General features: G+C 52.0%; 17 protein-coding genes and 1 tRNA gene. All 18 read right to left on the bottom strand.

Features of this window, described 5'->3' with window-relative positions; translation table 11 throughout:
- Nucleotides 1-240: 240 nt before the first annotated feature.
- The 18 genes from F3H12_RS05670 to F3H12_RS05585 all read right to left on the bottom strand — a co-directional run bounded on the left by F3H12_RS05670 (nt 241) and on the right by F3H12_RS05585 (nt 21,047).
- Nucleotides 241-1,497 (bottom strand): D-alanyl-D-alanine carboxypeptidase family protein, encoded by a 1,257-nt coding sequence (locus F3H12_RS05670; RefSeq protein ID WP_188118398.1) that lies wholly within the window; start codon nt 1,495-1,497, stop codon nt 241-243.
- A gap of 48 nt (nt 1,498-1,545) precedes the next feature.
- Nucleotides 1,546-2,052: a shikimate kinase gene (locus tag F3H12_RS05665; RefSeq protein WP_149678371.1), complete on the bottom strand. Its 507-nt coding sequence runs from the start codon at nt 2,050-2,052 to the stop codon at nt 1,546-1,548.
- A complete protein-coding gene (gene aroE, locus F3H12_RS05660) occupies nt 2,049-3,146 on the bottom strand; it encodes a shikimate dehydrogenase (RefSeq protein ID WP_188118397.1) in 1,098 nt (365 codons plus the stop codon). Before aroE ends, F3H12_RS05665 begins: the two co-directional genes overlap by 4 nt.
- A 156-nt stretch (nt 3,147-3,302) precedes the next feature.
- Complete coding sequence (aroC, locus tag F3H12_RS05655; protein ID WP_149678369.1) at nt 3,303-4,400, bottom strand: chorismate synthase; 1,098 nt, start codon at nt 4,398-4,400, stop codon at nt 3,303-3,305.
- A complete protein-coding gene (gene aroA, locus F3H12_RS05650; RefSeq protein ID WP_149678368.1) occupies nt 4,381-5,682 on the bottom strand; it encodes a 3-phosphoshikimate 1-carboxyvinyltransferase in 1,302 nt (433 codons plus the stop codon). The genes aroC and aroA overlap by 20 nt, the downstream gene beginning before the upstream one ends.
- The gene (gene aroB, locus F3H12_RS05645) at nt 5,663-6,742 is read right to left on the bottom strand and encodes a 3-dehydroquinate synthase (RefSeq protein WP_149678367.1); all 1,080 of its coding nucleotides are present in this window, start codon (nt 6,740-6,742) and stop codon (nt 5,663-5,665) included. The genes aroA and aroB overlap by 20 nt, the downstream gene beginning before the upstream one ends.
- Nucleotides 6,743-6,773: 31 nt before the next feature.
- Nucleotides 6,774-7,793 carry a 3-deoxy-7-phosphoheptulonate synthase gene (aroF, locus tag F3H12_RS05640; protein WP_149678366.1) on the bottom strand — a complete coding sequence of 340 codons (1,020 nt, stop codon included), beginning with the start codon at nt 7,791-7,793 and terminating at the stop codon, nt 6,774-6,776.
- Nucleotides 7,794-7,874: 81 nt separating this feature from the next.
- Nucleotides 7,875-9,224: an aspartate kinase gene (locus tag F3H12_RS05635; RefSeq protein WP_149678365.1), complete on the bottom strand. Its 1,350-nt coding sequence runs from the start codon at nt 9,222-9,224 to the stop codon at nt 7,875-7,877.
- A gap of 301 nt (nt 9,225-9,525) precedes the next feature.
- Entirely contained in the window at nt 9,526-10,722 is a 1,197-nt protein-coding gene (locus F3H12_RS05630) for an acetate/propionate family kinase (protein WP_149678364.1), read from the bottom strand.
- A 15-nt stretch (nt 10,723-10,737) separates the two neighbouring features.
- Complete coding sequence (gene pta, locus F3H12_RS05625; protein WP_149678363.1) at nt 10,738-11,739, bottom strand: phosphate acetyltransferase; 1,002 nt, start codon at nt 11,737-11,739, stop codon at nt 10,738-10,740.
- A gap of 159 nt (nt 11,740-11,898) precedes the next feature.
- Nucleotides 11,899-14,352 (bottom strand): DUF4129 domain-containing transglutaminase family protein, encoded by a 2,454-nt coding sequence (locus tag F3H12_RS05620; protein WP_149678362.1) that lies wholly within the window; start codon nt 14,350-14,352, stop codon nt 11,899-11,901.
- Nucleotides 14,336-15,658 (bottom strand): DUF58 domain-containing protein, encoded by a 1,323-nt coding sequence (locus F3H12_RS05615; protein ID WP_149678361.1) that lies wholly within the window; start codon nt 15,656-15,658, stop codon nt 14,336-14,338. The genes F3H12_RS05620 and F3H12_RS05615 overlap by 17 nt, the downstream gene beginning before the upstream one ends.
- Nucleotides 15,659-15,714: 56 nt before the next feature.
- Nucleotides 15,715-16,659, bottom strand: a complete 945-nt coding sequence (locus F3H12_RS05610; RefSeq protein WP_149678360.1) for an AAA family ATPase — start codon at nt 16,657-16,659, stop codon at nt 15,715-15,717.
- A 225-nt stretch (nt 16,660-16,884) separates the two neighbouring features.
- Nucleotides 16,885-18,099 (bottom strand): ABC transporter permease, encoded by a 1,215-nt coding sequence (locus F3H12_RS05605; protein WP_149678359.1) that lies wholly within the window; start codon nt 18,097-18,099, stop codon nt 16,885-16,887.
- 14 nt (nt 18,100-18,113) lie between these two features.
- Nucleotides 18,114-18,806, bottom strand: coding sequence for an ABC transporter ATP-binding protein (locus tag F3H12_RS05600; protein ID WP_149678358.1), 693 nt, complete (start codon nt 18,804-18,806; stop codon nt 18,114-18,116).
- Nucleotides 18,803-19,969: an efflux RND transporter periplasmic adaptor subunit gene (locus F3H12_RS05595; protein WP_188118396.1), complete on the bottom strand. Its 1,167-nt coding sequence runs from the start codon at nt 19,967-19,969 to the stop codon at nt 18,803-18,805. Before F3H12_RS05595 ends, F3H12_RS05600 begins: the two co-directional genes overlap by 4 nt.
- Nucleotides 19,970-20,241: 272 nt before the next feature.
- Nucleotides 20,242-20,328: transfer RNA gene (locus F3H12_RS05590), tRNA-Leu, on the bottom strand.
- 215 nt (nt 20,329-20,543) lie between these two features.
- Complete coding sequence (locus F3H12_RS05585; RefSeq protein WP_188118395.1) at nt 20,544-21,047, bottom strand: DUF2284 domain-containing protein; 504 nt, start codon at nt 21,045-21,047, stop codon at nt 20,544-20,546.
- Nucleotides 21,048-21,144: the final 97 nt, after the last annotated feature.

Genomic DNA, 21,144 nt, shown 5'->3' with positions numbered 1-21,144 from the left:
GCGGAAGCATGGTGATTTTGCAAGTTTTATTTTTAAATATTGCAAAAGATTTTCCCTGATTTCCCATCGGACTGCCTGAACAGCTTGATTTATTGCAGAAATAAAGGCCCGGTGCAAGCGGGCTTGCTGTGATTTCCATGACGGACATTTGCATGTTATGAGCCAGTGCTATTCAAAATTCTAGTTATACCAGTCCTGTGGTCCCTGGCCGGAAAACCTGCTGCGGCTGGCTGTCACGCCTTATTGCAGCATATGCACCCAATGATCAACCACCTGGTTCAGATAATCGACAAACTGCATCCTTTCCGCGCTTTCCATGGCGATGAGGGAGCTTTCCCCGATGATCTCGTCCCCCTTGTAAACCGAGACTGTGCCCAGGATGGTTCCCTTGCGGACAGGCGCTTCCACATCCTGCAGGAGCGAAATACGGGTTGACAGCATATCCTTCTCGCCATGCTTCAGGATGGCCTTCACATCATTTGCCACACCTGCCGTAATGGTTTCCTTGTGGCGGGCGCGGATCACCGGCACCTCGCCCATGATATTCCCTTTCCGGAGAAGCTGAACATAACCGTAGTTTTCAAAGGCATAATCCAGGATTCTCATGCTGCTTTGGGCCCTAAGACTCCTTGAGTCGCAAAACAGCACCACCGAGATGAGCCGGATATTGTCCCGTGTGGCCGACGTGACCAGGCATCTTCCGGCCAGCCCGGTATACCCGGTTTTTACCCCATCCGCCCCCTCGTAAAGCTCCAGCATTTCGTTGGTATTGGTCAGCGTCCTTCCGTCATAATAATATTCCCGCGTCCTGACAATCCTGTTGAAAACAGGGTTCTGCAGGGCATAGCGGGTGATCTTGGCCAAATCATAGGCTGTCGTGTAGTGGTCTTTGGCATCCAGCCCGTGAGGGTTGGAAAAATGGGTTTCATAGGCGCCTATTTGGCGGGCCTTCTCATTCATCATGTCGGCAAATGCCTGAACGCTTCCCGCGCAATACTCGGCAATGGCCACCGCAGCATCATTTCCGGAGCAGAGCATAAGCCCGTAAAGCAGATCCTCCATACGGACGTTGGTTCCTGCCTTCAGACCCATAACCGAACCGCCAATGCCGGCTGCCCTGCCGCTGATGGGCACCCAGGCATCCATCGGACAGTTTTCAATGGCCAGAATGGCCGTGATGATCTTGGTGGTGCTGGCCATGGGCCTTTTCACAAACGCGTTCTTCTCGTACAGAATGGTTCCGGTATCGAAATCGATGACACAGGCTGAACGGGCATTGATTGTCGGAAGGGATACGGGTATGGCCTCCTCCGGAAAAGCCTGATCCGAAAAGAAAGGTTCCACGAGATCGGGCAAGATCCCGGGATTATCCTCAGGATCGGGTAAAGCAGAAAGGGTGTCCGGTGAGGTCCCGTTGGGCGCATTGAAAATGCTTCCGAAAACCAGGTTTAGGATGAGAATAACGGCTATGAGATAGAGCAGGTCTCTTGCTTTCAACTCGGTTCCCACCGGATATTGTACTACCCAGTGTCATTTATATGTTTTTCAGGGGCCTATAAAACCATCCTTACGCAATATTTCCACAATCCTTTGGATGGTATGGGACAAATCATTGTCGGAAACCACATGGTAATCGCAGCAGGCCTTGTAAATGGGGTATCGTTTTTCCGCCAGGGAGCGGAGCGCTTCAGGACCGTTTTTCAACAGCGGACGGCCCGAACAGTCAATGTCTTTGACGATGAAGTCAACAGGCCTGTCGATGAAGATGATAATGCCGTTTTTCTTCAGGGCTTTAACGTTTTCTTCCCTCAGGACAGCACCTCCGCCGGTGGAAATGATCACGCCTTCCAGGGCAGATACCCTGGAAATGATTTGGCTTTCCACCTCCCGGAAATAATCCTCCCCCTGTTCAAAAAGCTTTGGAATGGGGCCGAAATCCTTTTCTATCAGCGCATCGGTATCCAGGACAGGCCTTTTCAGTTCCTCACCCAGGCGTTCAGCCACCGTTGTCTTGCCGCATCCCATGATCCCGATCAATACGATGTTTTTCATATACTCCCCCTGATCTCGTCCATGACTTTGCGAATGAGGGCCCTGTCCAGGGTTTTACCCTGCCAGATCTCTTCTGCGCGGAAGGCCTGGGCCACCAGCATGTACAGGCCGTTGTCATGGCGTATGCCCAACTCCTCCGCATATCGGAGCAGGACGGTTTTCTCGGGATTGTAGATCAGATCCATCACAAACCCTGCCCCATCCAGCTGATCCTTGCGAAGTGGGCTTCTGTCCACATCAGGATACATGCCCACCGGCGTGGTGTTGATCACCAAATCATAGCCCCTGGCCGAGAAGGCATCGAGGCTGATACCGGCAAGTCCCGGGAACTTCTGCACGGCACTTTCCGGATCGCGGGATACGAGGGTGATGGTTGCCGCGCCATGATCCTTCAGGTATGCCACGACGGCTCGGGCTGCGCCTCCGCTTCCCAGCACGGCGCATCTTGCGCCTTGGGTTTTTGCACCACAGGCCTCCAGGGCCATGCCAAAGCCGTCGTAATCGGTATTATAGCCCCTGTAACCTTCGGTCAGGCAGATGGTATTGACAGCGCCGATATGGGCCGCCTCGTCGGACAGGGAATCCAGATAGGGCATGATGTCCTTTTTATAGGGAATGGTGACATTAACACCCCGGTAGCCCAGGGATTTCAGGCGCTCAAGAAGCCCGGGAAGCTCTTCGGGACTTGCTTCAACCAGGTCATACTGTCCCGGTATCCCCATTTCCCCGAACAGAAGATCATGAATCTTCGGGGACAGGCTATGGGAAAGCTTTTTGCCGATAAGGCCGTACTTTGCCCCAGAACTTTCCGAAGGCATGGAAAGAAGCCTTGCCTGGAAATCCCGCGAAGCCTTCATGATGGCGGTATAGACAGATGCAATGGACGCCTTGTATGCCGGATTATCCACCTTTGACAGGATGCGTTCAAGAATCTTTTGCTCCCTTGCCGGATCGTGTATGGCCATGCCGGTCCGTTGCTTATAGGCCGCAACCTCCCGTACATAATCCATCCTTTTTTCCAGGAGCCGGGTTATGGCTTCATCCACCTCATCAATTCCCTTTCTGATAGCATCCAGGTTGTCTGCCGCAGACATGGTCCTATACCCCCCATCATGAATCGTACCGTCATGCAAAAGCAGGTCAAAGCATTCTATCTGAACCGGAAACGTCCTTCCTGAGACAGTCGCTTCTTTTCCTGGGCATTTTTCAAATGGCACACGCATCAACTCATAAAACGTGATGTCTGACGTTTATTGGCCTTGCGAACCAAACTGCGCAAGCATCAGATCGCACAGGGCTATGGCGCAGGCCGCCTCCACCACGGGCACCGCCCTGGGAACGATGCAGGCATCATGCCTGCCCTTTATCTCAAGCTTTGCGTTCTCCATCTTCATGATATCGATGGTATCCTGGGCCTTAGCGATGGAGGACGTGGGCTTGAAGGCTACCCGGAACACAAGGGGCATGCCGTTGGTGATGCCGCCGTTGATACCGCCGTTATGGTTGGTCCTGGTGCGCACCTGGTCGCCGTCCATGTAAAAGCTGTCGTTGGCTTCGCTGCCTTTCATCCCGGTAATGGCAAAGCCTGTCCCGAACTCCACACCCTTGACGGCGGGTATGGAAAACAGCATGGAAGCCAGCCTGCCCTCCACATTGCCAAAAATGGGCGAACCCAGTCCGGCGGGAAGACCAATCACTGCTGTCTCGATGATGCCGCCCACCGAATCCCCCTGACTGCGGGCTTCTTCTATGATTTCCATATAGGCATTGGCGCAGGAGGCATCGTTCACGGGCATCTCCATGCGCCATAATTGCTGTAATTGCTCCCTGGAAATGCGGGTCATGTCAAACCCCACATCCTGGACATCGCCGATGCGATAGATATGGCTTCCTATATAAATAGCCTTCGATTCCAGGTATTGACGGGCCAGCGCGCCTGCAAAAACCAGGGGCGCGGTCAGCCTGGCCGAGAAATGGCCTCCGCCCCTGAAATCATTGAACCCGCCATATCGGACATACCCGGTATAATCGGCATGGCCGGGCCTGGCCAGATGGCTGGTTCGCTCATAGTCCTGGGATCGGGTGTCAGTGTTCCGGATAAGGCCGCAAATGGGCGTGCCTGTGGTCCGTCCCTGGAACACACCGCTAAGGATCTCCACCTCATCGGCTTCCTTCCTCGGTGTGGAATAGGCTGAGGATTTGGGCCTTCTCCTGCCCATTTCCATGCCGATTTTCTCAACATCCACAGTTATCCCGGAAGGAAAACCGTCCACCACCACCCCGATACCGGGGCCGTGTGATTCGCCAAACAGCGATATTTTCAGCCGTTCACCCCATATGCTGCTCATCGAAACGACCTCCCAGCGACCTGAAATCATCCCAGAACTCGGGATAGGACTTGGAAACAGCTTCATAGCCGTTGATTTCCATGGGACCATCGCAGCAGGACGAGGCAATGGCCAGCGACATGACGATCCGGTGATCGTTCCAGCCATCCACCGTAGCACCGCGGAAACGCCCAACACCGTTTATGACCAGGCCATCCTCCATCTCTTCCACATGGCCGCCAATTTTGTTGATCTCGGAGCAAACCGCGCTGAGCCGATCCGATTCCTTGAGCCTTAAACGGCGGGCATTGCCGATCAGGCTTTTTCCTTCACACAGCGCGGCTGCCACGGCGACGGCCGGAACCAGGTCGGGGCACTGGGAGGCATCCACCTCGATGCCTTTCAGGGTCCCCGGTCTTACCAGGAGGGTGTCCTGTTCCCAACGGGTATCGGCCCCCATTGCGCGGACAAAATCCAGGATCACCCGGTCTCCCTGGAGGGAAGCCTTGCTTAAACCATCGATGGCCACTTCACCGCTTATGGCGCCCAGAACACAAAAGAACGCGGCCTGTGACCAGTCCCCTTCCACGGCCAGGGAACGCGCCTCTGCCTTCTGGCCGCCCCGTATGCGGAACAACCTGTAGTCTTCGGAATGTTCAACGCTAATGCCGAACTGATGCAGCGCGTCCAAGGTCATTTCCACATAGGGACGGGATTCCAGGGGCCCGGTGATCCGGATGGTGGAATCCCCCTCAAGGAACGGCAACGCCATCAGGAGCCCGGAGATGAACTGAGAGCTCACGTCGCCCCGGAGTTCATACTCACCGGGATTAAGCCTTCCTGAAAGCCTGATGGGCATCCTGCCGTTCTCATCCTCAAAACCGACGCCCTTGCCGGGCAGAATGCTTTTATAAACATCAAAGGGACGTTTTACAAGCCTGCCCCTTCCCGTCAGCGTGACAGGGTCCGCGCACAGCCTGCTGACGGGGATGATGAACCGGGCCGTGGTACCGGATTCCATGCAGTCGATTTCGGGCCGGCTCAACCGGATTTCCCCCGGAGCGGAGAGGAGGATCCGTTTTCTGTTGGCAAAACGCGGGCTGTCCTCAATGCTCACGCCGGCGCCCAAAGCCTGGCAGGCACCCAGGGTAGCCCGGATATCGTCGGACAGGACAATATTGTCGATGACGCTGGTCCCACGCGCCAGGAGGGCGCAAAGGATCAGACGATGGGCCATGCTCTTGGATGGCTGTATAAATATCCTTCCTGAAAGTTTCCTCGATTCAATTCTCAAGCTCGGCAAACAGGTATTCCTCCAATTCCTCGAAACTCCATCGGATTAAATCGCTCTCGCCTATTTCCCGCAGGTAGGCGATGCTGATAAACCCGGAGCGTGATTTTTTATCGATGAGGATGGCACGGAAAAGATCTTCCCTGCTGATCCCCGGCATGTCAACGGGAAGGTTGAAGGATTTCAGCAGGTTCATGAGCCGTTGACAGGTTCCCGGCTTTGTCAGGCCCAGCCTTTCGGTCATGCGGGTGATAACTGTCATGCCCACCGATACGGCTTCACCGTGGGTCAGACCGTTATAATTCTGGACCTTTTCAATGGCATGGCCTATGGTATGGCCAAAATTCAGGAGCTGCCTGACCCCGTTGTCGTTTTCGTCCTGTTCCACAACGGAGCCTTTGATCCTGCAGCTGATGGCGATGATCTCATCGAGATGCCCGCTAATGCTTTCGCGGCTTCCCAGGCTTTCAAGCCTTTGACATAAATCCTTGTCCCGTATCAGGCCGTGTTTGATGAGCTCCGCCATGCCGTCGGCAAACAGCCGGTCGCTGAGGGTATTCAAAAGGCCCGGATCGGTATAGACCGCATCGGGCTGGTAAAAAGCGCCGATCAGATTCTTTCCCTGCTGCATGTCGATGGCGACCTTGCCGCCGATGCTGCTGTCCACCATGGCCAAAAGGGACGTGGGAATCTGTATAAAGCCCAGCCCGCGCAGAAAGGTCGCAGCGGCAAGTCCGGCCATATCCCCGGTCACACCACCGCCAAGGGCCACCACATAATCGCTGCGGGTAAAATTGGCATTGGCAAGGGCCTGGTAGATCCTGTCCAGGGTTGCAAGATTCTTGTGCTGCTCGCCTGCAGGAAAAGTAACCGTGATGGTATCGAATCCCTGCTGCGTGAGTCCGTGGGCAAAACGCTCCCCATAAAGGGCGTATACCGTGTCGTCGCAAACCAGGGCCAGGCGCCTGCCGGTATACCGTTCCCGGAATACCACAGGCAGGCGGTCAAACAAACCGGTCTCTATCTCTATTTCATACGTCCTGGAAGGGGCATTCACCCTGACCTGAATCATAACTTCCTCCTCATGTTGCGCTGACGTCCGACTAGAACTCGGTCCGACGCCCTTCAAATTCGGCCAGTTCCCTCAGGCCGGGAACCAGTGCGGCGTAATTGTCGGGTGTCAGGGATTGCTCACCATCGCTCAGGGCACCCCTGGGATTGTTATGTACTTCAACGATCAGGCCATCGGCTCCCGCAACCACGGCTGCCTTGGACATGGAGGCCACCATCCAGGACTTTCCGGTGCCGTGGCTGGGATCCACGATGATGGGCAAATGGCTCAGTTTCTTAATGGCCGGTACAGCACTCAGGTCTAGGGTATTTCTGGTATAGGTTTCAAAAGTGCGGATGCCGCGCTCGCAGAGAATGACATTCTCATTGCCTTCGCTCATGATGTATTCCGCGGACATCAGCCATTCCTCAAGGGTCGCAGACAGGCCGCGCTTGAGCAGGATGGGCTTTTTGGTTCTTCCCAGTTCGCGCAGCAGGACAAAGTTCTGCATATTCCTGGCGCCCACCTGGATGATATCCACATCTTCAATAAAGCGATCGAGGACATCGGTGGACATGATTTCCGAAACGATGGGAAGACCGACTTCCTTTCCGGCTGTTTTCAGCATTTCCAGCCCTTCCAGGCCAAGTCCCTGGAAGCTGTACGGGGATGTGCGCGGTTTATAGGCTCCGCCTCTTAAGAAAGTGGCGCCTGCCTCCTTCAATGCCCGTGCAATATTGATTATCTGTTCCTCACTTTCCACCGAGCACGGACCTGAAATCAGCACGAAATGCCCTGCCCCAATCTTTTTGCCGCAGACGTCAATCACCGTATCCTCGGGCTTGAACATGCGGTTGGCCTTTTTGAAAGGTTCCCTGACCCTCAGGGTGTTGGCCACGATCTCATGGGAGGACAGGGCATATGGATTGATCCTGGAGACATCGCCGATAAGGCCGATGATGGTGGTTTCTTCACCGACCGAAACGTGCACCTTCAATCCCAGGTTTTCGATTTCCTTGATCAGTTCTCTTCTCTGCTCTTCTGTCGATCCGGGTTTCAATACCAGAATCATAGTCTCAACTCCTCTTGGGCATCAAAGGTTTGCCCGGGTAATATGTATCAAGATGGTTCATGCAGCAGGAGGCAATGCCTGCTACCTGAAAAATTCGTCATAAATGCAGACAATGGCCTTGTCCACGTCCGCCTCGGAGACGCCAAACATGATGCTGACCTCGGATGAACCCTGGTTGATCATCCTGATGTTGATGCCACTCTTGGCAAGGGCCTTTGTAATCCTTGCGGCAATACCCACCGTGTGCATCATGCCCTCGCCGACCACCATGACCAGCCCAAGGTCATACTCGATATTCACGCTGTCAACACGGAGATCCTTGGCGATCCTTTCCATGATGCGGCTCTTTTTCTCATCATCCATGTATTGTTTCCGGATGATGATGGAGATATCGTCTATTCCCGAAGGCATGTGCTCAAACGGCACAAACTCTTCCTCAAGGATTTGGAGCACCTTGCGGCCAAAACCGATCTCACGGTTCATCATATATTTATGGATATTGATGCTGCAGAAGCCTGTTCCGCCCGCAATGCCGGCCACAGGCGACATGGAAGCGTCCCTCATGGGGGTGATCAGCGTACCGGGGGCATCCGGATTATTGGTATTTCTGATGTTGACAGGTATACCTTTCTGGTATACGGGCTCCAGGGTATCCTCATGGAGCACCGTAAAGCCGGCATAGGCCAGCTCGCGCATCTCACGGTAGGTAAGAACCGAAATGGGCTTTGGGTTCTCGATGAGTTTGGGGCTTGCTGCAAAAACCGAATCCACGTCTGTAAAGTTCTCATAGACATCCACTTCCAGGGCTGCGGACAGAATGGAACCCGTGATGTCTGAACCGCCCCTGGGGAAGGTGACCACATCGCCGGACAGGGAATAGCCGAAAAAGCCCGGGAATATGACAATCCCCTTCATGTCTTTTATCTTTTTGAGGTTTTTGATGGACTGGGGAAGCACCCTGGCATTGCCATACTCGTCGCTGAGGAAAAGACCGGCGTCTTTGGGGTTCAGATACTGGGCCTGGTATCCGATGGATTTCAGATAGGCCGCCACCAGCCTTGCGGCGTTATCCTCGCCGGCTGCCTTCATCCGATCCATCAGTTTCTCCTCGGAATCGTATCCCATCTGGAGCCTTGTCCGGATGTTGTTCTCAATATCGATGACGATTTTGTCTCCAAGGCCGAGATCGGCTGCAATCTCGCGGAACCTGGAAATGATCTTTTCCAGGACTTCCTCATGATCCTCACTCTTCAGGAACCGGTTGGTGCATTCGATAAGCAAATCGGTGACCTTGGTATCGGAACCAAACCGCTTGCCCGGAGCTGAAACCACAACGACGCGCCTCTCCGGATCGGAGGTGATGATGGAACAGACCTTCCGAATCTGCTCCGCATTTGCCATGGATGTTCCACCAAACTTACAAACCTTCATGTAGCATACCTGTCCTTTCCTTTGCGGATTATCGGTTCCCGGCATCTTTCCCATGCGGGTAAGGCATGAAAAACCCATAAAAAAAGCTTGTTAAAAATATGGACGCCGGGAAGCGCAAGCAATGCCTGCATAATAAAAATATCACACGACAAACAGATTCATTCTGACTGTCGTGTACAGGATTCTTTCTGTTTCTTGGCATAATAAAAAAGATAAAGGGTCGCCCCTTTATCCATAGATTTTAATATCAAGCCCAATCTTTGTCAATCATCATATCCATGTTATCTCTATGGGAAACCCATTATCTACCGATAAGCCGGATGGTTTCCTTGGCGATGGCCAGCTCTTCATTGGTGGGTATGACCAGTGTGCGTACCTTGGCCCCCTCCGCGCTGATATCGATCTCGGCGCCCCTAATCTTGTTCTTTTCCGGATCAATTTTAATTCCCAGGAATTCCAGGTTGGAGCAGATCCGCTGGCGGATACCCGGGTTATTCTCCCCTATGCCCGCCGTGAACACGACGGCGTCCAAACCGCCCATGGCGCAGGCATATGCCCCGATATACTTCTTGACCTGGTATGCAAAGATCTGAAGAGCCAGCTCCGCACGCTCATTGCCCTTTTCAACGGCATCGTCCAGATCCCTGAAGTCGCTGGAAACGCCCGATATGCCATAAACACCCGACTTCTTGTTCATGATCTCATCCATCTGTTCAGTGGTGAGTTTTTCCTTGTTCATCAGGAAGGTCACGGCAGCAGGGTCTATGGTACCGCAACGGGTTCCCATAGCCAGTCCGTCCAGTGGTGTAAAGCCCATGGAAGTTTCCACGCTCTTACCGCAGTCTACGGCGGTGATGCTTGAGCCATTGCCGAGATGGCATGTAACGATCTTCAGCTGATCATAGGGTTTGTTCAGCAACACAGCGGCCCGCTCTGAAACATATTTGTGGGATGTGCCGTGGAAACCGTATTTACGCAGCTTGTACTTCTCATAGTATTCATAGGGCAACGCATAGATATAGGCCTTCTTTGGCATGGTCTGATGGAATGCCGTATCAAAAACGGCCACCTGGGGCACGCCCTTCATAATTTCAGTACAAGCCTTGATGCCTGTAACATTCGGCGGATTATGTAGAGGTGCCAGTTCCTCGCATTCCTCAATGGTTTTCAGAACCTCGTCGTTAATGACGACAGAACTGAAGAATTTTTCTCCCCCGTGCACAACGCGATGGCCCACCGCATTGATCTCGTCAAGGGATTTGATGACACCCACCTGCTCGTCGGTCAGAACGGCAATCAGCTGTTTGATGGCATCCAGATGGTTGCTCATGACGATTTCCTTCTCGATGGCCCTGCCATCATGGGTCTTATGCTTGATAACCGACCCGGAAAGGCCGATCCTGTCGCACAAACCTTTTGCCAGCACCTTTTCACCATTCATGTCGATGAGCTGGTACTTCAAGGATGAGCTGCCCGCGTTGATAACCAGAATATTCATGTCTCTCTATCCCCTTTATTTCTTTATGCTCTGCGCTTGAACGGCCGTAATGGCCACAACACCTACGATGTCTTCTGCCGAACAACCTCTGGACAGGTCGTTTACAGGCTTTGCAATACCCTGGGTAATAGGCCCGTAGGCTTCTGCCTTAGCCAGCCTCTGGGTGAGTTTATATGAAATATTGCCTGCATTCAGGTCAGGGAATATCAGAACATTGGCCTCACCCTTCAGCGGGCTGTTGGGCGCCTTGCTTTTGGCTACCTCAGGAATAATGGCAGCATCCACCTGAAGCTCGCCGTCTATCAGGCAATCAGGGGCTTTTTCCTTTGCAAGCCTGGTGGCTTCAATCACCTTTTCAGTCAATTCGCTTTTAGCGCTGCCATAACTGGAATAGGACAGCATGGCCACTTTGGGTTCGGCGCCTACCAGGGCCCTGAAGCTGTCAGCCGAGCATACGGCGATTTCGGCCAGTTCTTCGGCATTGGGATTTTCAACAAGCCCGCTGTCCGCATACAGGAACGTGCCATGGTGCCCGTATTCACAATCAGGCACACACATGATAAAAAATGCAGAAACCAGCTTTACTCCGGGAGCGGTTTTAAGGATCTGGAGGGCCGGTCTCAGGGTGTTGGCCGTTGAGTTGATGGCTCCTGCCACCATGCCGTCGGCCTCATCCTTCTTGACCATCATGACACCCCAGTAAAGCGGGTTTTTCATGGTTTCACGGGCTTTTTCAATGGTCATGCCCTTATTCTTTCTCATTTCATAGAAGGTATTGCAATAATCCTCGAACTTTTCTGATTTTTCGGGGTTGACTATGGTTGCTCCAGAAATATCTATTCCAACCGCAAGGGATTTTATCTCTTCCTCATCACCCACCAGCACAATGTTCGCAAATCCTTCCTTGAGGATGATCTCTGTGGCCTTGAGGGTACGAATATCGGTACTTTCCGGCAAGACAATCGTCTTTTTGTCAAGTTTCGCACGCTCGATGGTTCTCCTCAGAAAATCGCTCATAAAGAATAAACTCCTTTCGTGTTATCACACTTTAATATACCCTGGACACACAGAAAAATTATAATACAAATGTTTTTTGTATACAAGGAAAAACGGGAAAAAACTAATAATTATCACCTGATTATATGTATTTGATCACATGACCAGGTCATAATTATCTCAGATCCTGTAAAGGATGTGCCTGATCGGCATCAAGCGCCGAATACCGAGATTTTTTAGCAAGACTTTCCGTAATTTTTGCGATACGCTCCGGACAACCCCGAGCTCTTCCCCGGTTATCTCCTTGTTCCCGTACCTGGCTCGGCAGAAGATCTCTGAGGCGTCGGACATGGTATATGGGGTTAATGAATAGATGTTGTCAACGCGACGACCGAAATCCAGTACCGTTTCACCGGGTTGGAGAGCAAGACCTGAGCTTTCCAGCCATTTGATCATGGTCTGGTACAGGCGTATTACCTTTCTCTTGTCATCAAGGCTTAGGAAAATCAGGGTTTCGATGAGAACAGTCACCCGATCAATGATAAGCATGGCCAGGAGTAAAACGGCGATGGCCATGGGAAGGTACCTGGCATATGCTGCAAGAGGGTTGGCAGTTGTTTCTCTGCGGATTGCCGCAGGCTGATCAGAAGATGTCCTTCCGTACATTTGGGCGTACCTGTTCATCAGGACCTCCATGTCTTTTGGAGTTTCGCCGACCTTGCGGATATCATCCTCGGAAGGCAGGTATTGCATCACATCGGCATAGACGGGTGTGGGTTCAAAGGTGAGCCATCCGAATCCCTGAAAATATACCTCCACCCACGCGTGGGCGTTCCGTCCGGTGATGGTATAAACGTTATCCTGGTGTTTTGCGGGCATGACGAACCCTTCCACGTACCTTGCCGGGATCCCGGCCGCACGGAGCAAAACCACCATCGATGTGGCATAATAGGTGCAGTACCCCCTCCTGTCCTCGAACAGAAACCAATCCACGAAATCCCGTCCCTCGGGTACATTGCTTGGGCTTAACGTGTATTCATAATTGCTCTTCAGGTATTCCTCAATGGCGATGACCTTTTCATAGTCGTTGGCGCAAGGCGTTGTCAGGTCCCTCGCCAGGTTCAGGACACGTTCCGGCGTATCATCGCTGAGCTGGGTATATGCTTCTTCAATCTCCTTTGAGCGGGCCAAAAGAAATGTCAATGCCTCTATTTTTCTTTCCAGTTCTTCCAGGAGCGGGCTTTGAGCAGAAGCACCGCGGGCCAGAAGCACACGCCGATGCCTCACAACCTCGTCAAGCGCATCCTGATACAGGCTGTCATAACTGAATGCCAATGCTCTTTTCAGCATGGGAGCCCCATACATGGGCTGCAGGTAGTATACGGTATATTGTGAGCCCCTTGTCAGTTTTTCCGGGGCAATAGCGATACCATGACTATCCTGCTGTACATCCAGGTTCCCGCCCTCGCCGCTGGTGATGGGCAGAATGGTGAGAAGTGGAGCAAATACGGTTTTTGTTGACAGGCCTCGGGGACGCACTTCTATGGAATATGTAGGAAACAGGAATGGTTGTGCTTTCCCGGATGCGAGGTTTTGCAATAGCTCCTTATCGTTTTCCTCCGCTTCCGGAAACAACTTTTCGACCGGAATGTGAAGCCATCCTATCCGGTTTTCCAACAGCGTGTTTTCAATCTCTGTGATATCCTGCTGATCCCCGGTGCTTTGGTGCCACATATTGCTCTCATACCAGGAATATGCGGCTCCGCGCAGATAGGTCCGCTTGATCCCCTTAACATCCATCATGACGGTATTTTTCGGTCTTACCTGCCCGCCTAGCCTGTTGGCAAAGCCGCTGAATCCCGTTGCCGAAAGCGTGAAAAATTCCACATCGGTGCGACCGAACCTTTCCTCCAGGTACTGGTAAGCCTCGTATGCCTTCCGATCAAGCCAGGGCCACCGAATGGGGCGTTCGCTTTTTGGCAGGGAAATGACAATGAGAACCGGAAGAATAACGGCAGGCAGTGTAAACAGCATCAGCCTGCCCGCCGACATGCCTCCTGTGAGCAGGCCGTATCTGGCCTTCCGTTCATAAACCTGCCTGAAATAGGACAGGACAGTCAGGATCATTGTAAAGGCCAACAGGGTTTTGTTCTCCTTTCCCGTGAGGGACCAGATACCGATATGCATGGCAAGGACAAATCCGGTCAGAAGGAACATCCGGAAACAGCGGTTGAAAAGGTAATGCACCAGTACGGACAACAGAGCGGAAGCCAGGCTGACAAGCATGATGACGGATGCCGGCGGCTGTTCGGAAAGGATAAGCATCTGGCCGTAATAAACGCTTTCGAGCATCCTGGCCAGTGGGGTCACCTGATCGGCAAGAAAACCGCCATTTCCCGTCAAATAAAGCGCGACAGCCCCTGTGCACACGGCTCCGAAAACCATGCAGGAAGCAATCCGGCTGACCCTGAACAGGAGAAGCAGATTGATAACAAAATATACGGCTGTTGCGGTCAGAAGCAGCATGGCTGCGGGGATTTGACCACTGAACACGGACGAGGCAAGAAAAAGCATAACCAGTACATAGAGATATCCTATGAAATAGATGAACAACTTATCAAGCCTGCTTTTCATGTGCGTTCACCTTTTCCCTTTTCTTCTTCCATGGCCAGGCCATCACGGGTTCACTTTCCCACGCCTTTTCGGGCTCCTCCTGTTCTTCCGGTATCTCCACGACGCAGGGTGTCAGAAGATAACCCCTGATGTTGCTTTTCATCAGGAGGTCGGCCAGTTCGTTCTTTGCCTCTGCATCATCCTGGCTGATGCCCACAATATCCACATAATAGAGCTCGATATCGAAGCCTTTGTTTTTGATGCGGTGGGATGCTTCAATCATTTTTCCGTCAAGATTGACTGAAAAGACATAGATCAACCTGCAGTTCTGCTCCGTATCGGTAAAGTAATGATAAATGCTCTCGAAATCGTCATCTCCGGAAAACTTGACTTCGCTCAGAATCTGATACAGGCCTTCAAATTCATTGAGAGACGCGGCACGGAATGTATAGGGCCCTTCTTTGAAAAAGCAGAGCTTGACAGGGATATTTCGCCTCAAAAGAAAATAGATAGTCGATACCATTTCCTCGATGAGACAATCCTCCTTGATGAGGGTCTCCTCGTTGACGGGCCCTGATTTGTTCAGGTTCAGGAGCAGTATAATATCATTGTCCAGTTCATTGCGGGTATCTTTGACCATGGGTTTTGAGAGCTTGGATGTGAGTTTCCAGTGGATCTTTCTGAAACTGTCCCCATAGACGTATTCCCTGATATCCTTAATCTCATTGTGACCGGTTTCGTGGAGTCCGGCGGAAATCTCGCCTTCCGAAAGCCTTGCTGCTGATATGCTTTTGCTGTTCTGTTCCAGGATCCGCGGCTTAACCAGAATGCTCTTCTTTTCGAATGGATTCAACCTGATCTTGATTAAGCCAAGCAGATCCTGGATTTCAATATAGTTCACGCCGATATCATAGCGGCCTCTGAAATAAAGGGGCATCCTGTATTTGAACTCACGGCGGCTGAAGGGAGCCAGGGAAAGGTGTGCACTCCTGAGGTTTTTCAGAATGAACTGCCCCTCCAATTGCATATGGACGGTGATGTAGGGCATATAAAGAAACGAGGTATTCTGAAGGATCAAATGATAAGTGGCGCATTCTCCCTTAACGAAGGTTCTTTCGCCAACACGCTCGCTCATTCGGAAAAAGTAGCAGACAATAGCCATATGCAGGGCAGAAATAACAGGCAAAGCCAGCATCATGTATAGGAAAGTGTACGGGAATATGCCGCCGTAGAATAATGCATAGGCAAGGCTTGCAAACAGAAGCAGAAGATAGCGGGCGATATTGCGCTTTCTATACCTTGATTCCGGATCCTTCCTCTTGGCCATGGCGTGCCGTCCTCCGTTCCATGTTTTGGAATACCGTGATACTCCCCTTATACCCGCTATTTGACGCCAACCGGAATTTTCTGATGATTCACGATGTCAAGAATAATGCTTTCATCGGTAATGCGCCGGATTTTGGCTTCCTGCTTCAGGACGAGCCTGTGGCTGAGGACGGGTACGGCCAGATCCCTGATGTCTTCCGGAATCACATAATCCCTTCCGTCGTACAGTGCGGCAGCCTGTGAGGCTCTGAAAAGGCTGAGGGATGCTCTGGGACTGCATCCCAGCATGACATGCTCATGCCTTCTCGTGGCAGTGACCAGATCCACAATATACCCGGCAAGGCTTTGGTCCACCCTCACCTTTCTGACCTGTTGCCGGAGATCCAGCAATTCCTCCCTGGTAACCACAGGATCAAGATCGCTCAGCGGACTGGATTCCTGAAACCTGTACAGGATATCCATCTCCTCTGACCTGGAAGGATAACCTATGGCAATCTTCATCATGAACCTGTCCATCTGCGCTTCAGGCAAGGGATAGGTCCCCATGTATTCGACGGGGTTCTGGGTGGCGATCACCATGAAGGGATCGGGAACCGGATAGGTTTTTCCGTCCACCGTAACCTGCTTTTCCTCCATGACCTCCAGCATGCTGGCCTGGGTTTTGGGAGAGGTCCTGTTGATTTCATCCGCCAGGATAATATGGCTCATGATGCCACCGCTTCTGTACTCAAACTCCCCAGTCTTCTGGTTGAACACGGTGAATCCTGTAATATCCGAAGGCAGAATGTCGGGGGTGAACTGGATCCGGTTGAAGGACAGGCCAACCGTTTTTGCCATGGCATTGGCCATGGTTGTCTTACCTATGCCCGGTACGTCTTCAATGAGGACATGACCGGAAGCGGCAAGGGCTATTACCATCAACCTTGCGGATCCCTCCTTGCCCACAATTACCCGGGACATATTATCCACGATACGTTTCATGACCGTTTGATTCTCTTTCATGAGGATTCAGACACGCTCCTCTTTTCCTGAGCTACGGGCGGCAAGGAAAATCCACAATCTTCCCATTTCTCAATACCGGATCAACCGTAACACAGACAGGATATTTACTATAATTATAACATTAATTATAACATTAATTAGCATCATTTGGTTGTCCAGGTATCCATTTTTCAGGAGTATATAAAAACGGGCTGAAAAACCAGCCCGTCAGTCATGTGTCCTGTGCTATTCATATCTCAAAGCCTCTATGGGATCAAGCCTTGCGGCCTTCCTGGCGGGATAGATGCCGAAGAAAATACCCACCGCCGATGAGAACAGAATCGCGATGATCACCGTACCGGGTGAAATGTACGGTGAGATTCCGGCTATGGATCCGAGGCCATAGGCGCCTGCAATACCGAAAATCAGGCCAAGGATGCCTCCTATGCAGGAGATGATCACCGATTCGGTCAGGAACTGGAACAGGATGTGCCCGGTTCTGGCACCAATGGCCTTTCTGATGCCTATCTCACGGGTACGCTCGGTTACTGAAACCAGCATGATGTTCATGACCCCAACGCCGCCCACCAGCAGGGAGATGGCCGCCACCGCAGCAACAAAGGTCGTAAAGATCCCCAGCACGTTATTGATCTGATCCAGTTGCTTCATGAGGGGCTCGGCCTTGTAGATTTCCCTCCCGCGGTTACCGTGCCTGTTTTCCAGCAGTTTTACTGCCAGGTTTCCGGCGGATTCGATATTTTCCTTGCTGTCGGCTACGATGTACACCTGGGTTGTTGCCCCGTACATGCCAAAAAGCTGTTTGAGAGTGGTTGCAGGCATATAGATAATGGCAGGCAGATTGTCCTCATTGGTCATGTCCGAAAACATTTCGATCTGATTCTTTACCACTCCAATGACCGTAAAGCTTTTTTTCGCAAAATCAGATCCGATGTCGAGGGTCATGCCCACAACGTCTTCCATCTTAAACAGGCTCTTTGCCGCCGAGTTGCTGATGATGGCCACAGGCTTTCCTTCCTCATATTCCGCGTCATTGTAAAATCGCCCATATGCAAGCTCAATGTTGTCGACCTGGTAGAGATCGCTGGTACCGCCGATAATATAGGCTCTCTTGGATTTCAGGCGGGAATTAGCCTGACCCTGCACCTGGAAGACCGGCGTGGCATACCGGATATATGGAACCTTTTCCTTGAGCTGTTTCACATCCTCAAGGGTGATATAGTCGCTCAATTCGGCCTTGCTGCTATCCACAGTGATCAACACCGTATTGGCTCCGATTTTTTCAAACTCGCCGGTAATGGTGTGCTGGCCTCCCTGGCCCAGGGAGACCACAGCAATAACCGAGCTGATTCCGATGATGATGCCCAGCATGGTGAGGAACGAACGCATCTTGTTGGACCAGATGCTGGCAAGTGCCATCTTGACGTTTTCCATCAGATTCACATTCCCCACCCCCCTTATAGAACGGTACGGTTTTGGACCGGGTAGTCATCGATTATGCAGCCGTCCTTCATCCGTACGATTCTTTTGGCATAATTGGCCACGTCGGGCTCATGGGTCACCATGAGAACGGTTACGCCTTCATCATTCAGTTGCTGAATAATTCTCATGATCTCTACCGTCACCTTGGTATCCAGGTTCCCGGTGGGTTCATCCGCCAGGATGACCGATGGTTTGTTGACAATGGCACGGGCAATGGCCACCCTTTGCCTTTGACCGCCGGAGATCTCGCTTGGTCGATGCTTGATCCTTTCGGAAAGATCGACCCTGGCAAGCGCTTCAAGCGCTCTTGCCCGCCTTTCCCTGGCCGGTACCCCGGCATAGACCATGGGGAGTTCCACGTTTTCCAGTATGGTCATGCGCGGCAGCAGATTGAATGACTGAAAAACAAACCCGATCTCCTTGTTGCGGATATAGGCCAGTTCATTGCCGCTCAGCGTGGAAACATCCTTGCCGTTCAGGATGTATTTCCCTGAAGTTATGCTATCAAGGCAGCCAAGCAGGTTCATCAGGGTGGATTTCCCGCAGCCCGAGGGACCCATGACCGCCACGAACTCGCCCGGCTTCACATGCAGCGAAACCCCTTTAAGCGCAGTCAGCTGGATTTCCCCGTTCCTATAAACCTTGGTGACATTCTCAATGCGGATCATTGCTCTGCTCCTTCCACCACAACAGCCATACCGTCCTTAAGATCCATGGAAGGATTCAGGATGACCTTGTCTCCCTGCTTCAGGCCTTCCACGACCTCAATCTCCGATTCGGACTGAAGCCCAAGGCGAACAGGTGTAAGCTTTGCCGTTCCATTTTCCACCACAAAAACGGAAGTATTGTATGCCTTATCGTACTTGATGCATTCAACAGGGATTTTGAGCACATTCCTGACCTCGCCCACCAGGATATCTGCGTCCACATCAAAGCCTATCTTCAGCGCTGCATCCGGATTGACGATCTCTATCTCTGCCATGAGGGATGTTTCCTGGCCGGTCATGCCCGCTGCCATACTCCTTGTGGCGGCCGGGCTGATAAAGGATATCTTTCCCTCGTATGTTTTATCCGAGTATTCCAGGACAGCTCTCTGACCCAGCTGTATTTTGGCGGCATCATACTTGCCCAGCTGGATGACACCCTTCAGGCGGGTCATATCCTGTATCACAGCCACCGGCTGTGTCATGACAGGAGCGCCTTCCTCAGCGTTAAGCGCTGTCACCGTGCCATCCATGTCGGCAACAAGACCGTCCCTGACTTCATCAAGCCTGGCACGGGCAGAGTCCAGGCCGATTTTTGCCAGTGCCACCGAGTTGTCCATCAGCTTGATTTGCTCATCGGATACGGTTTTCAGGGCGTCACGCTTTTGGATCAACGCCTGCAGGGTGGCCAGATCCTGGGGATCCGAACTGCCATCCAGCCTGAGGATTTCTGCTTCCAGGTCAGCCATGTCCTCCTCGATCTGTTTTTTCTGGCTGATGAGTTCAGCCCGGTTGAGCAGGGCGTTTTCATACTGGATTTCAGCCTGCTCCACAGCTGCTATCAGATCGGTCAGATCATACTCCAGGATGATGTCACCCTTCTTAACCGTATCCCCTACTTCAACATAAACCTTTTTAACTTTTAATCCCGAGGCGCCATAGTAGTTTTTGACATCGCTGGATTCGATCATGGCGTTGGTGGAAAGCCAGGACTGGATATCTCCTGTCTCCGCTTCCTTCACCCTGACCATCGGAGCAACACTCTGGTTCCTGCTGCAGAAACTCAGAACCACAGCGATGGCGATAATGGCGATGACGGCAATGATAATGCTTTTTTTCTTCTTCATGTTGTTCTCCCTCATATGTATAGCATAGTCTGCCTGGCAGCTCAGTTTACATGCACAGCCTTGCCATAAATTTAATACAGCATCATTTGCCAGGATGTCTGATTGGAAGCTCAAATTCATTGGGAATCAGGCGCTAAGAGCGACAATACCGCCATGATGGCTGTCTCCTGATAACGTTGCTACCTGCACCGCATCAAGGCGCGGAGAGGTCATGTGTGCCAAATTGTGTGCCAGAAGCTAAAAAGGGTTTCAGGCTTAATACCTGAAACCCCTGGTGCGAAAGGCGGGATTTGAACCCGCACGTCCTTGCGGACACTAGAACCTGAATCTAGCGAGTCTGCCAATTCCACCACTTTCGCACGTTTCCAATTCGCTTCACTTGCCGGACCGAATCGGCAAAACTAAGTATACATGAAAATCTTCAAATGATCAAGAGTTAATTTTTTATTTTTTTCACACCCCCAGGGACAGAACCCGTCGGTGGGCAGCACACGCCTGCAGCGGACCAGCTTTCCGGCCCATGGTGCCGGATGTCCCCTCCGGGTTTGGTACCTGAGGGAGGCGTAACGCATGCCTACTCGATGAAAACGGCCGAATACCAGTTCTGGGGGTCTTCCTCATGCTTGAGGGTATCAATGGGAAGGCCAAACTGGCGGACTGTTTTGAACACATCGATCCCGACGCTGTGGAAGGCGGGTCTCGCCTTTCCGGGATTGGCACATCTTCCTCCCGAAAAACCGGCACATTTGGCACAGCAGGCGCAATCGCTCAGGGAAAACGCGAAGTAATACCCGTCCAGAAAGGCCATCCGTTCGATGGCGTAGGAAACCTCCTGGGATACCTTCTTATCGCCTGAATGGATGATGATGCCCCACTGATACTTTTTAAGCACCTTTTCGTATTCCCAGGGCATCAGGGAGCCCTTGCGGGACGGGCAGGTGAGGCCATATCCCCAGTCCGAACAGCCGAACATGCACTTGAGAATGGTCCTGGAATCAAACGCAATCTGATCAATGGTAAACGGCACCGCATGATCGGCTCCCATTTCCAATGCTGCCTTGCAATACTTGTCCTTCATACCGTTGTCTCTCCCCATTGCTTGATGCATTATATCGACGATTGTTTCATTATACACAACAGACTTCCTAAAAGGAAATCCGGGTTTTTACGCCCGG

It is taken from the genome of Thermoclostridium caenicola (genome assembly GCF_900142095.1).
Taxonomy (GTDB): Bacteria; Bacillota; Clostridia; order DSM-8532; family DSM-8532; genus Thermoclostridium_A; species Thermoclostridium_A caenicola.
Note: the sequence above shows the minus strand (reverse complement) of the source record. Positions and strands in the feature narration are given on the sequence as shown.

Bases quoted from the DNA above. Each gene is read 5' to 3' on its own strand.
- F3H12_RS05665 (WP_149678371.1), bottom strand. From the start codon at position 2,052: ATGAAAAACATCGTATTGATCGGGATCATGGGATGCGGCAAGACAACG.
- aroE (WP_188118397.1), bottom strand. From the start codon at position 3,146: ATGTCTGCGGCAGACAACCTGGATGCTATCAGAAAGGGAATTGATGAG.
- aroC (WP_149678369.1), bottom strand. From the start codon at position 4,400: ATGAGCAGCATATGGGGTGAACGGCTGAAAATATCGCTGTTTGGCGAA.
- aroB (WP_149678367.1), bottom strand. From the start codon at position 6,742: ATGATTCAGGTCAGGGTGAATGCCCCTTCCAGGACGTATGAAATAGAG.
- aroF (WP_149678366.1), bottom strand. From the start codon at position 7,793: ATGATTCTGGTATTGAAACCCGGATCGACAGAAGAGCAGAGAAGAGAA.
- F3H12_RS05635 (WP_149678365.1), bottom strand. From the start codon at position 9,224: ATGAAGGTTTGTAAGTTTGGTGGAACATCCATGGCAAATGCGGAGCAG.
- F3H12_RS05630 (WP_149678364.1), bottom strand. From the start codon at position 10,722: ATGAATATTCTGGTTATCAACGCGGGCAGCTCATCCTTGAAGTACCAG.
- pta (WP_149678363.1), bottom strand. From the start codon at position 11,739: ATGAGCGATTTTCTGAGGAGAACCATCGAGCGTGCGAAACTTGACAAA.
- F3H12_RS05620 (WP_149678362.1), bottom strand. From the start codon at position 14,352: ATGAAAAGCAGGCTTGATAAGTTGTTCATCTATTTCATAGGATATCTC.
- F3H12_RS05615 (WP_149678361.1), bottom strand. From the start codon at position 15,658: ATGGCCAAGAGGAAGGATCCGGAATCAAGGTATAGAAAGCGCAATATC.
- F3H12_RS05610 (WP_149678360.1), bottom strand. From the start codon at position 16,659: ATGAAAGAGAATCAAACGGTCATGAAACGTATCGTGGATAATATGTCC.
- F3H12_RS05600 (WP_149678358.1), bottom strand. From the start codon at position 18,806: ATGATCCGCATTGAGAATGTCACCAAGGTTTATAGGAACGGGGAAATC.
- F3H12_RS05595 (WP_188118396.1), bottom strand. From the start codon at position 19,969: ATGAAGAAGAAAAAAAGCATTATCATTGCCGTCATCGCCATTATCGCC.
- F3H12_RS05585 (WP_188118395.1), bottom strand. From the start codon at position 21,047: ATGAAGGACAAGTATTGCAAGGCAGCATTGGAAATGGGAGCCGATCAT.